Consider the following 13,011-nt stretch of genomic DNA (forward strand, 5'->3'; position numbering starts at 1 on the left):
ATGAGAGCCGCGCTCGCAGTCTGTGTTTGCGCTTGTATCGGGTTGTTCATTGCAGAGGCGAGTGCAGCAGACGTTGCGGTCAGACCGCAAGCCGTATCGCTGTTGGGGCAGCCTTTGTACTCCGCGCCGCCCTCGGCAGAGGCGCTGGAGCAACTCGCAGAGGCTCAGGCTGACTACGAGCGTGATCCTGACGATGCTGACAACATCATCTGGTACGGGCGACGGATTGCCTACACCGGCGATTACCACCGGGCAATCGAAGTCTTCGGCGAAGGCATCGTCAAACACCCGCATGATGCGCGTATGTACCGGCATCGTGGACACCGTTACATTTCCATACGCAAGTTCGATCATGCCATCAAGGATTTCGAACGCGCCGTGGAGCTGATTGATGGGCAGCCGAATGAGATCGAACCGGATGGCCTGCCGAATGCCATGAACATGCCGATCAGCACGCTGCACGGCAATATCTGGTATCACCTCGGGCTCGCCTACTACCTGCAGCATGATTGGGAGAATGCCTTGCGTGCCTACGATACGGCGTACGCTGTGGGTGACAATGACGACAACAAGGTTTCGACCACGCACTGGCGTTACATGATCCTCAGGCGCATGGGGCGTGATGCTGAGGCCCGCCAGGTATTGACACCGATCACGGCCGACATGACGGTCATAGAGAACGACAGTTATCACCAGTTGTGTCTGTTCTATAAGGGTGAGTTGTCTTACGCCGATATCATGGGTGAGAACGCGGATACGCCGGGCGGTTCCGCCGTCGGCTATGGCATAGCCAATTGGCTTTACTACAGCGGGGAAACGTCCCGGGCGATCGCCATGTTAGAGCAACTCGCCGCTAATGACGGCTGGTCGGCTTTCGGTGTGATTGCCGCTGAAGCCGATCTGGCTGCTTTGTAGTCACACATCAGGCCCAGGCGCCTGGTCGCCAGGGCTTTCGCTGCGCCGCACGCGACGCATGACAGTCGCGCTTGCGCTGGCTGTCAAAGCACGCAGGTACCGGACCGGTGCACCGCCGCCCACTTCCCGGTGGACGACGTACAGGCCGCTGCCAATGATGACCGCACCTCCGGCAATAACCCAGTTGTCCGGCACTTCGTTCCAGATCCAGTAGCCGGCAATGGCAGCGCCAATCAACGCCGTGTATTCGAACGGGGCGAGTACCACCGGCGGTGCGCGCCGGTAGCCACCGACGATGCCGATCCACGCACAAGCCGAACAGGCGCCGGCCAATACAAACAACAGCCAGCCACTCGCATCTGGCGTCGCGTAGTTTTCCTGTAGCAGCAGTCCGGACATCAACAAGGGGCCGCTCATCACGTAGACTGACAGCGCAAAACTGGACTCCTCAGCGGCCATACGACGCGCCGTGATGGCGAGCCCGGCATAGCAGGTTGCTGCGAACAGGACGGCCAATGAAGCGGGAGTCACGAGCCCCGAGCCCGGCCGCAGCACGAGCAGCACACCGGCGAAACCGACAATGACCGCCAGCCAGCGGCGCCAGCCAACTTGCTCGCCCAGAAACGGCACAGACATCGCCGTGACCATCAAGGGTGCAGTGAATGCGATCGTCAGCGCGTTGACCAACGGCATCCGCGACAGCCCGTAGAAGAAACCAAACATAGCCCCGCACGACAACAGCGTGCGTAGCAGATGCCAGTGCCAGTTGCGGGTACGAAGATTGCCGTAACCGCCATACCAACGTGCCACCGACAAGAGAATGAGCAAGCCGAAGGTACTGCGAAGAAAAATGAACTGGGAAAGTGAGTAGTTGACCAGCAGCGCTTTGGCGCACAGGTCGAGGCCCAGACCCCCGGCCACACCAAACAACAGGAAGCCTATGGCCTTGCCCATGTCGTCTTTGCTTGGGGTACTTCCGGCCATCAATTTTCGCTTTGTCCTGTGCGTGTGATTCAGGCGCGAAAAACGGCACCCGGAGTACGCACTTGTTTGTTGTTCAGGCTTAGTTCAGCTACGAGCGAATGATGGCTGGCGGCCGTTCAGCGTCGATTCATGCCTGTCGGGCTTTAATTGCTGCAGACTCATTCATTGTGCGACAGAGGTAATCGTGATGTCCACTCAATACAAGCTGGCAAAAATGTTGACCATTGCGGGATTAGGCGGGCTGCTCGCATTGCCGTTCGCCGCCGTCACGGCGTACGCGCAAGCCGCATCGAGTGTGAACGACAACGAAGTGCGGGTGACGGCCAGCCGGCAAATCGTGCGTGGTGGCCGGGACGGGGCCGCGACAGAAACAGTTCGCCACGAGTTTCCGGCACTACAGACCGCTGGGGCACGCCAGAATTCCGCTGCAGAAAAGCTCAGCGGGGCGTCGTCAGTAACGCGCTCGCAAGCGATCAGCGATGACTTCTGGTTTTATGATGCCGATGTCATCCTCTTCAACGATTTCGACAATGACGGTTTTTTTTATGGCATCGACCTCCTTTTCGATGCCGATACATACTTCGAAGCCGCGGATGTCTATGCCGTTGTCTACCTCAGTCTGGAAGGTGGGCCCTGGAACGAGTACGCGGCAACCGATGACTTTACTATCTATGGCGCGAGCAGTGATGACGAGTACGTTATCGTGACAGAGCTTGAAAGCGGCTATCCCGCCGGCAGCTATGACTTGCTGATCGAGTTGTACGACGCATTCGACGGCACATTCCTGGCAGAGTACGGACCTGTCGATTCATCGGCATTGTCCTTCCTCGACCTGGAAGACCGGGTTCGCGACCGACCGTACGTTGAGGAGGTCGTGGTCATCGGTCATGGTGGTGGCAATGGTTTCGGACTGCTCGGCATGCTGGTTCTGCCGTTGCTGGCGCGCCGCTTCAGTGCTTTGCGACGAAAGGCTCTTGCCTGACGGTGCGCATCAGCTTGGCGGTCCACTGCGAGAGTGAGTCGAAGTACGCGTAGAGCGCGGGTACCACAAGCAACGACACAACTGTCGAAAACGCCAGACCACCGATGATTGCGCGGGCCATCGGGAAGTACGGCGGGCCGTCGCCGCCAACCTGAGTTGTGCCGACGGCCAGTGGCGTCAATCCCAGTATTGTCGTTGCGACGGTCATCAGGATAGGGCGCAAACGATCCCGCCCAGCCTCAATAATGGCCTTGTTGCGCGTGAGGCCTGAGGTTCTCAGGTTGTTGATGTGATCGACCAGCACGATGCCGTTATTAACGACGACGCCGATCAGTATCATTATTCCGATGGACGCCATGAACGAGAATGTCGTGCCGGTCGCGGCAAAAAACAGGAAGACGCCGAGCACGGAAAAGACTATCGAGCCCAGAATGATTGCGAACGGAAACAACAACGACTCGAACAGTGCTGCCATGACCAGGAAAATGCATGCAATGCCGAGCAGGATATTCGTTGCCATCATCTGCTGAGTCTCGTCGTTGCGTTCAAACCCGCGGCCAAATTTCCAGCTATAACCGGGCGGCAGGCTGAACTCGGCCATCAGCTTTTCCACGACTGGTTTCACTTTCTCGAGCGAAAAGTCTTCAGCCAGATTAGCCGTAAGTACGACAGCGGTTTGCCGATCGGTCCGGCGTATCGTTTCAGGCGAGCGACCCAGGCGGAAGCTGGCAACGCTGCCAAGAGTCACGCGCTCGCCACGCGAGGTATACAGCGGCAGTTCGGTCAGTTGTTCAACGGTCTGTTTGTCGCTCTCTCTGAACGCCAGGCGAACACCTATTTCACCGTTAGCGTCGCGGAATTCACGCAAGTTCTGCCCGCGCATGGCAATGGCTATCGCTCCCGCTACGTCACTGCTGGTCAGTCCTGCATTGGCTGCACGAACCCGGTCAACCTGCACCTGCACTTCCCGTTCGCCGGCGTCAGCGTCCGAACGTACATCTTCCAGCCCTTCCACTTGCTCGAGAATGCGGGAAAGGTCTGCGCCGAGTTCATTCAGGCGGGTTGTCGAATCACCGGATAGCTGCAGACTGAAGCCGCTGCCGCCACCCTGTTGGTCAAATTCGAAACTGGGATTGCCGATGGCCAGTTTTGGCAGATTTTTTTCGATCAATGCGACGACCTCGCTGGTCGACAGCGTGGCTTCGTCGTCTTCTGTGAGCAGCAGTGTGGAAGAGGCCTCTCCCTTGTCGTAGTAGCTGTAGACGGATCGGATATTGAAGGCTTCCTTATTGGCAAAGAGGTACTCCTCTATCCGGTTAACGCTTGCTTCAACACGCTCCAGCGGATGTTGGCCTTCGATGTAGTAGGGCATGAACAAGCGGCGTCCGCTGTCTTGCGGAAATGCATCGAACTTGACCAGGTTGAGCGGCGGCATGATGGGAAGTACGCCGATAACGCAGGTCAGAAAAATGCCGAGAAATGTCTTCCATGGATTACCGAGTATCCATTCCAGTGCACGCACGTAAGTGTCGGCAAGGCGTTTCATGGCCCGGCCGCCGGTAGCCAGCGGCGGCACTTTGACTCTTGCGGCGAGCATCGGCACCAGAGTCTGAGCGATCAGCAGCGAGGCGAGTAATGCGACGATGATCGTGACGGCGACATGCGTCAGGAATACGGTGATGTCGGTCTTGGTGCCGAACATGATGGGCAGAAATACGATGACGGTGGTTGCCGTGCCGGCAATGACTGCAAGGCCGACTTCGCGTACACCTGTGAGGGTGGCCCTTACAGGGTCATCCGGATTCTTCTCGCGATGCCGGAATACGCTTTCGGTCACCACGACGGCATTGTCGACCAACATGCCAACAGCAAGCATCAAGCCCATCATCGTCAGTATGTTGAGAGACAGGTCGGCAAAGTACAGCGCACCCAATGTGATCATCAACGAGAATGGCACGGAAGCGGTGACGATGAGCGTTGTGGATATTTGCCGCAGAAACAGGTACAGAACGATGATGGCGAGCAGGGCGCCAACCAGGCCTGCGCTCAGCAGATCGGCCAGAGACTCACGTACGCTGTCACCCTGGTTGTCGAGGTCAAAGATTTTGATGCCTTGCATTTGCGGCAATTCGCCGATGCGCTGCACTTCGTCCATGATCCGGTCGGTGACCTCAACCATGTTGGCGCCTGTGGTTTTGCTGACGGACACTCCGATCGCGTAACTGCGGTCGAGGTGCCGGCCATATTCGCGATCGGGGCTGCGCAGGCTGACCTCTGCGACGTCGCCAAGCCGCAGGTTGGCACCGTCGATGACCAGGTTGGCAATCTGTGCGGTAGACTCGAATTCGCCCTTGGGCCGCACACTGAAGCGCGCGCCACCGTCGGTGATCCGACCTGCGCTGACGGCGAAGTTACTGCGCTCCAGCAGATTACGCACAGCGTCTATGCTGACGCCGTGCGCCGCGAGTCGGTCGGATTGCAGCAGAATGCGGACTTCACGTGGTTCCACGCCGTGCAATTCGACTTTGGAAACACCCGGCACGCGTTCGATTCGGCGTTTGAGAATACGGTCCAGCATGTCGTAGCTGTCGGACAGATCCCGGTCACTGGATATTCGCAATTGCAGGACCGGCTGATCGCCCAGTGAGCCGGTGAAGACAAAAACCCGACGAACGTCCTTGGGCAGCTGGTGGCGAACACCGTCCACTTTTGCGCGGGCCTCAATGCCTTTCGCGCCCATGCTTTGGTCCCAGTCGAACTCGAGGAAAATCTGCGCCATGTTGTCATTGGAACGCGACGACATTCTTTTGACGCCCGACAGGGTGGCCAGCGCTTCTTCCACCGGGCGTGTGATCAGACGCTCGACTTCTTCCGGTGTAGAGCCCTCGTACGGTATCTGCACGAATATGCCCGGGAACTCGATATCGGGGAATTTTTCCAGCGGCAGCAGGCGTGACGCGATCAGACCCGTAAGTGCGAGCGCGACGAACACAACTACTGTGGTTACGGGCCGGCGGAGTGCGATCTCGGTGTGTTTCATAGGATTACGACCGTTCCGCCAGCAGTTCGCCAGCGGGCTCTGCTGCCTGGCGGCGCTTGCGGTCGAGCAATGAATAGACCACCGGAATCACGACCAGCGTGAGCAGCGTCGAGGTCAACAGGCCGCCGATGACAGTGATGGCCATCGGTGCGCGAATCTCCGCGCCTTCACCAACACCGAGCGCCATGGGCAGCAAGCCCAGTGCCGTTGTCAGCGTGGTCATCAGGATCGGGCGCAAACGCGCTTTGCCGGCGACCCGTATCGCCTCCAGTTTTTCGGTGCCCTGGTCCTGCAGCTGATTAATCAGGTCCACCAGGACGATGGCATTGTTGACGACGATGCCGGCAAGCATGATCACACCGATCAAGGCCACGACATTCACGGTGGTTCCGGTGATGAACAGGGCGATGACGGCACCGACCAGCGCCAGAGGAATCGTGAACAAAATGACGAACGGATGAATCAGTGATTCAAACTGGGAGGCCATCACGAGGTAGACGAGAAAGATAGCGAGCGCCAGTGCAAATTGCATGGAGCGGAACGATTCTTCTTTTTCTTCGTTCTGACCGGCAACCGTGGCCGTCAGACCGGCGGGAATCCGCAGCTGATCAATGATCTTCTGTGCTTCAATTGCCGCAGCACCCAGATCGCCGTAGGCGATGTTGGCGCTGACGATAGCCACACGTTCCTGCGCGACGCGGCGAATCTCGGCAGGGCCCAGCGCCACGGAAACATCGGCGACCGCATCGAGCGTCACGGGTCGGTCCGATGCGGGGTTGATGATCAGGTTGCGGATCTCATCGATGCTTGAATTCTGGTTGTCCACACTGCGTACCAGCACATCAATTTTCCGATCGCGCCAGGTGTATCGCGTCGCGACTTCACCGCGCACATTGGCAACCACCCGGTCAGCAATGTCACGAACGGCCAGTCCCAATCGCGCTGCACGTTCCTGATCGAATACGATCTGGATTTCAGGATTGCCCTGTTCGAAACTGCTGCGGACATCAGTAAAGCGTCCGGATTGATCGAGTTCGCGAACGACGGTGTTGCTGATGCGTTCGAGTCCGTCGAGGTCGAAGCCGGCTATTTCGATTTGCAGCGGGCTTGCAAAACTCATCAATGACGGGCGACTGAATTCGTACTGCGTACCAGGAATCCGTGACACTTCGTTACGCAGTGCGGTCATTACCCGCTCTTCCGCTTCCTTGCCAGCTGCGGATTTCAAGGTGATGTTCAACGATCCGCTGTGTTCGCCGGCATCAACCGGATTGGCATCGAGCCGGTTGCCCGTACCGGCAACGGAATAGGTGAGTTCGACTTCATCCAGCTGGCTGGCAGCGGTCTGCGCGGTTCGGATGGCGCGGTCCGTTTCGGCCAGCGGCGAGCCCGGCGCAAGCCGTAGCTGCAAGTTGAATTCGCCTTGCGAGAGCTGTGGAATGAGTTCGCTGCCCAAACGCGGTATTAACAGCATCGTTGCGGCAAAAATACCCAGTGCGCCAACAATAACCGCGGTCCGGTGGCGTAATGACCATGCCAAGAGCGGCTCGTAGTAATGCGCTGTGACCCGGTACAGGCGGTCGAGCAGAAAGCCGGGTACCAGCAGCACCAATCGGGCAGCTTTGCCAAGCAGTGCGAACAGAAACCTGACGCCGCGAAGGACGAGTGCCACGCCGCGGGTGAAACGGTTCGGCGGTGTGCCGTCGTCGTTGCCGTATCGCCCGCCGGGTGACAATGCGGCCAGCATCGGTATCAAGGTCAGCGCGACCAGCAGTGAAAACAGTAACGCGAAGGTCACTGTCATCGCCTGATCGCGGAACAGCTGGCCCGCGATACCGCTGATGAAGACCATGGGAAAGAAGACAGCGACGGTGGTCAGTGTTGCTGCAACTACCGCGCCGGAGACTTCGGCCGTGCCTTCCTGGGCAGCTTGCACGAGGGCGTAGCCTTGTTCGCGTTTGCGGACTATGTTCTCAAGCACGACGATGGCGTTATCCACAAGCATCCCTACCGCCAGCGCAATACCGCCAAGCGACATGATGTTCAATGAAACGCCATTGCTGTACATGAGCAGGAATGTGCCGATAACCGATACCGGAATAGCGATTGCAATAATGGCGGTCGCACGAGCGTCTTTCAGAAAGCCGTAGAGAACGACGATAGCGAGCAGGCCGCCGAAGATGGCGGCGGACGTGACCTGGCGGATAGCCGCCGAAATGAACGTGGACTGGTCATAGACGAGGGTCAGGTCCAGGCCGTCCGGCAAGGTTTCGCGAACACTCTCGAGTCGATTACTGATGCGTCGAGCTACCTGTACCGTATTGGCATCGCCCTCTTTGTATATGGCCAGCTCCACCGATTCACGACCGTTGATGCGGGTAATGGCTTCTCGCTCTTTGTGGCCGCGACTGACAGTGGCGATGTCACGCAGATAAACCGGTGTACCGCCGACATTGGCTACGATGGCATCGGCGAATTCTTCAACATTCTGAAATTCGTTGATGGTGCGGACCAGAAAGCGCTGAGCTCCTTCTTCCAGTCGACCGCCGGACAAATTGACGTTTTCGGCGCGCAGTCGATTGGCAACCTCCGCGATACTGAGTCCGAGTTGCGACAGCTTTTGCTGGTCCACGCGAATCTGGATTTCATCTTCCATACCGCCGCTGACTTTGACGGCGGCGGTACCTTCGACCGCCTCCAGATCGTTCTTGATACGGTCTTCAGCGAGGCGCCGCAAAGACTTGAGAGTGGCTTCATCACTGTCGGTACCGGCGATACCTTCTTCGCTACGCAGCAGGCCGAAACGCATGACGGGTTCACTTGACGGATCAAACCGCAACAACAAGGGACGGCTGGCCTCGATCGGAAGTTCGAGAATATCGATCTTTTCGCGAACATCGACGCCCGCAATGTTCATGTCCGTGCCCCACAAAAACTCGAGGGTCACGTCCGACTGACCGGAGCGCGACACCGAGCGCACCAGCCGTACGTTCCGGATGATGCCGGCGGCCTCTTCTATGGGTTTGGTCAGGAGGTTTTCGATCTCGACGGGTGCCGCGCCAGTCAGTTCGGTACGAATCGTGATGGTTGGATAGGAAATGTCGGGCAGCAGGTTAACGTTCAGGCGTGACAGGGACACCATGCCAAACAGCACTATGGCGATAGTGAACATGACGATGGTGACGCGCCGCTGGGTCGCGATTTCGATGAGTCGCCGCATAGTCCGGTACCTGTCAGCTTTCGTCTTGCGAACTTGGTGCTGGCGCTGCCAGTACATTATTCGCGTCGGGGCTCGTGTCGATCAGCTCGACGCGCGAGCCGTCGCGCAATCCGCTTTGGCCGACAATCACAATCTGCTCACCGTCATTCAGCCCTTCGACAACTTCGATGTTGCCATTGGCCACAAAGCCGGTGCGGATCGGGCGGCGGCTGACGGTTTCATCTTTGACAACAAACACGGATGTTTCGCCGCCGTCGTCAACAATAGCGCTGCGCGGGATTTGCAGGGCGTCGGCATGTATGTCGGAAACAATTCCGATGCGCGCAAACATGCCCGGTTTCAAACGTCGTTCCGGGTCGGAGATTTCCACGGTGATTTTGAACGTGCCGGTGGACGGGTCTACAACCGGACTGATTCTGGCAATGCTTGCTGTGTAACGCGCACCGCCCAGGGCATCAACCTGAATGGTTGCTGGCATTCCCTGCGACATGCGTCGGTATTCCCGTTCAGGCACGTGCAGGTACGCGACCAGTGGGTCGAGACTGGTGACATGAAACAGCTTCGCGTTGACATCAATCGTGTTGCCTGTTTTTACGAAGCGCTCCGAGACCACGCCGTCAATCGGGGCGCGTATTTCGGTGTAGCTGACTTCGAGACTGGCCATTTTGTAGCTGGCCTCAAGTGCCTCCATTTCGTACTGGATTTTTTCGAAATCGCCGGCGCTGATCAGGCTACGGTCCTTCAGGTCCTGATTCCGCTGAAAGTCGCGGCGCAGTTTCTGCAGGTTGGCCTCGGCCTGAGTCTGTATCAGCCGCAGCCGATCGCCGTCGAGTCGTGCCAGTAACTGGCCGGCACGGACGTCGTCGCCTTCCTCAACTTGTATTTCCCGTACTTCTCCCCCGACTTTGGCGATGACCGTCGCTTCGGCCAGTGCTTCAATCGCGGCAGTACCCGAATAGGTTGAAACGATGTCGCCCCGACTCGGGTACGCGGCCTCGACGGGGATCGCCGGCAGCGGCTCATTCTCGCTGGCGGATTCTGACGCTGTCTCCGACTGACACGCGGCCAGCAACAGTACAAGCAGAAATCCTGAGGCCCTGTTGGCTGTCATTTCGTAACGCTCCCTCTTTTGTTATGTGCTAGCGGCGCTGCTGGGCAACCGCAAGATTCATCGCAACGACGGCTGTTCCATCGCGAACGCCCGTCGAGCCGTTCTTAATGACGACATCACCGGCGCTGACGCCATCGACTATCTGTACCAGTCCTCGATCCCGAACACCGGGAACGATCTCCCGCCGTTCTGCCTGTCCGTTGCTGATTACGTAGACGACAAAGGCGCCGTCCTCTTCCATGACCGCGCTTTCCGGCAGAGCCACGGCGTCTGCAAACTTTTCATAGCGGACGCTGATTTTCGCGAACATGCCGGGTGCCAGTTCGCCGTCGGCATTGTCCACGTAGCTGGTAACGCGGAAGGTGCCGTCACTGCGGTCGACCACAGGGCTGATCCGGTCGATCAGTGCGGGGTATTCCCGGGTCCCGGCGGCGTTGACTTGCAGGCTCAATGGCAATTCGACCCGAAAATGTTCAAGTTCGTTCTGTGGTACGCGAACAGTGGCTACCAGTTGTGTCGTGTCGCTGATGCGGAAGGCAAGATCACCGGGCTTCAGGTACTGGCCGAGCTTTATTGCCCGGCTGCTGACGACCCCGCTGATCGGGGCACGAATTTCCGTGTAGCTGTAATTCAGCCGGTCGAGCTCCAGAGCGGCAGCCAGCGCTTCCACGTCGTATTGCAGGCTGTCAAAGGATGCGGCGCTGACCAGGCCGTGTTCGTGCAGCCGTTGCTGGCGGCGAAGCTCGGTACGGCGCAGGGTATGTTCGGCGGCCGACTGCTGGACCTGCAGCTGCAGGCGTTGACCATCGAGCCGCGCCAGCAATTGCCCCTGCACAACGCGATCGCCTTCCTCGACCAGCAATGCCACCACTTCGCCACTGACTCGTGCCGGAACGGCGGCGTCGCGGTCAGCATTCAATGTCGAGGTTGCTTGATAAGTGGCATATAAATCAGTGATATAAGCGCTTACTCCGGTCACTGGCAGCGGTGCTGCAGGGGGGGCCGCGCTGGCGATTCGGGCCTCGCCCACCCCACAGCCGGTCACCAGCGAGAAGCACACGGCCAGCGGTACCAAGCGCAATAGTGCTGATCTGGGAGACATCGGAAAGTCCTCGGTATGTTGGTGTTATAGTTGAGTATAACACTAGGTAGGCTAAGCGCAACGTCACCGTAACGAGACCGGGCGATTGCCACTGACTCTAAGATGCGCGGGAGCGAAATTTGGATTGGGGGTGGCGCAGGCCTGGCTACAGGGAGGCGAGCGCGAGCCGCCGGCGCCGGGCAGGCGCAGCGCCGCTACTGCTTGATCAGGCTAGAGAAAATACTGCGACAAGAACGGATTCATCATGCGGTTCTCGGGGTCGAGCCGGCGGCGGACTTTTCGAAAAAACTCGATGCGCTCGCCAAAGACCTGTCGGGCGTGGTCTTGCGAGAGACTGCGGGACTGGTTGAACAAGGGCACGCCGCCCCAGTGCTCGGCAAAGCCGGCGAAGTCGATCGCAAAATCCTCCCAGCCGGCAGACTGAGTGGAAATGGCGCGCAATGCGATCATGGCTTCGTCGAACATGGGTGACAGTAAGGCGGATGGATCTCGGTTGAGGCGAAAGCCCATCGTCGGCATATCGCAACGAAAGCCGGTCTCATTGCGAATCCGCAGGCAGAACTCCTGGTAGGCCCGAACAACGATGGCAAAGTCGGCGGCAGGGAAGAGCCAGGTCGAGTAGTTCAGCGTCTGCGTATGCGCTCCACCCGTTTGGATAGTTGAGTTGCTGCCGTGTTCGACCAGGCGGTTGTTAACCAGGCCTTGCGTGATGCTGCTTATCTCATCGATCAATCGGTAACGCACACCCTTGACCGGCACGATGTGCTTAAGCGATTTGAAAACGTGCGGCAACACCGTGCTCTCGCCCCAGTCCTTGATGCGCCACGGCAGCCGCCCGCCTTCGGCACTGCTGCTGTCATGCCGGCGCAAATCCAGATAGACCCGGTCGCGAAACGGCATAAGCCAGAAACGCACACCCGCGGGACTGCGGGCAATTTTGTCTGAAATCGCGGCGAACTCGCTGATCGTGCAACGTCGATGATTCGCGCTGAACGGCCGCACCGGGCGAACCCGCAGGGTTAACTCATAGAGCACACCCAGCATGCCGTAGCTCAGCCGCAGCGCACTGAGCAGATTATTCTTGCTTGCGTCGACTTCCAGCGGAGCACCGCTCGGCGTGAGCAACTTTGCTCTGCACAGTTGCGCCGCGAACAGGCCGCCATCGCCGCCAATTGCCGGCCCGATGCAGCCACCGGCAACCGCGCCGCCGACAGTACGGTCCATCAAATCGTGACAACCCTCAAGTTCAAGGCCCTGCGATGCCAGCTCGGTGGCCAGCTCGCGGATGCGCACGCCCGGCTGCACCGTCACCGTGAATTCATTCAGGTTGATATCCCGTATGGCGTTCAGCGTTGTCAGGTCAACAACCGTTCCGGCAGTGGTTGAATTGCAATCGGTAGCAGCACTGCGCGCCCCGGCCGGGCGGAACGGGGGCAGGAAGTTGGCACTCGGTGCGAACGCGCGAAACAATTCGCGTTCATCCTGTGGCTGAAACGTGCACGGCCTGGCGGTACCGCGAACGCGGAATGCGCCTGATTGCCTGAGTATATCTGCGCCCATGCTCCACTCCTTGCGGCACACGGGGAACAGTCGGCAGGCAGGGGAGGCGCGGCGTTAAACCGGTTGCAAGGGCGGCGGCTGCCTGACAGGCGCGTGA

General features: G+C 58.7%; 8 protein-coding genes. 2 read left to right on the plus strand and 6 right to left on the minus strand.

Translation table 11 applies throughout. The features are described 5' to 3' along the window. Nucleotides 1-915, plus strand: coding sequence for a tetratricopeptide repeat protein (locus BA177_RS02745; RefSeq protein ID WP_156762664.1), 915 nt, complete (start codon nt 1-3; stop codon nt 913-915). Here the strand turns inward: BA177_RS02745 and BA177_RS02750 are convergent, their stop codons facing one another. After that, entirely contained in the window at nt 916-1,899 is a 984-nt protein-coding gene (locus BA177_RS02750; RefSeq protein WP_156762665.1) for a DMT family transporter, read from the minus strand. 187 nt (nt 1,900-2,086) lie between these two features. Here BA177_RS02750 and BA177_RS02755 point away from each other — a divergent pair, with 187 nt between their 5' ends. Continuing rightward, nucleotides 2,087-2,881: a choice-of-anchor H family protein gene (locus BA177_RS02755; RefSeq protein ID WP_068612559.1), complete on the plus strand. Its 795-nt coding sequence runs from the start codon at nt 2,087-2,089 to the stop codon at nt 2,879-2,881. On the opposite strand, the gene BA177_RS02760 is transcribed toward BA177_RS02755, so the two are convergent. The 5 genes from BA177_RS02760 to BA177_RS02780 all read right to left on the minus strand — a co-directional run bounded on the left by BA177_RS02760 (nt 2,850) and on the right by BA177_RS02780 (nt 12,914). Beyond that, complete coding sequence (locus tag BA177_RS02760; RefSeq protein WP_068612562.1) at nt 2,850-5,921, minus strand: efflux RND transporter permease subunit; 3,072 nt, start codon at nt 5,919-5,921, stop codon at nt 2,850-2,852. The genes BA177_RS02755 and BA177_RS02760 overlap by 32 nt on opposite strands. Nucleotides 5,922-5,925: 4 nt before the next feature. After that, the gene (locus BA177_RS02765) at nt 5,926-9,141 is read right to left on the minus strand and encodes an efflux RND transporter permease subunit (RefSeq protein WP_082989808.1); all 3,216 of its coding nucleotides are present in this window, start codon (nt 9,139-9,141) and stop codon (nt 5,926-5,928) included. Between the two features lie 13 nt (nt 9,142-9,154). Beyond that, nucleotides 9,155-10,252, minus strand: a complete 1,098-nt coding sequence (locus BA177_RS02770) for an efflux RND transporter periplasmic adaptor subunit (RefSeq protein WP_068612564.1) — start codon at nt 10,250-10,252, stop codon at nt 9,155-9,157. A gap of 28 nt (nt 10,253-10,280) precedes the next feature. Then, on the minus strand, nt 10,281-11,354 hold the full coding sequence (locus tag BA177_RS02775; RefSeq protein WP_082989809.1) for an efflux RND transporter periplasmic adaptor subunit: 1,074 nt from the start codon (nt 11,352-11,354) through the stop codon (nt 10,281-10,283). Between the two features lie 210 nt (nt 11,355-11,564). Next, nucleotides 11,565-12,914, minus strand: coding sequence for an FAD-binding oxidoreductase (locus tag BA177_RS02780; RefSeq protein WP_068612570.1), 1,350 nt, complete (start codon nt 12,912-12,914; stop codon nt 11,565-11,567). Between the last annotated feature and the right edge of the window lie 97 nt (nt 12,915-13,011).

This window comes from Woeseia oceani, from assembly GCF_001677435.1.
In the GTDB taxonomy this organism is placed as follows: Bacteria; Pseudomonadota; Gammaproteobacteria; order Steroidobacterales; family Woeseiaceae; genus Woeseia; species Woeseia oceani.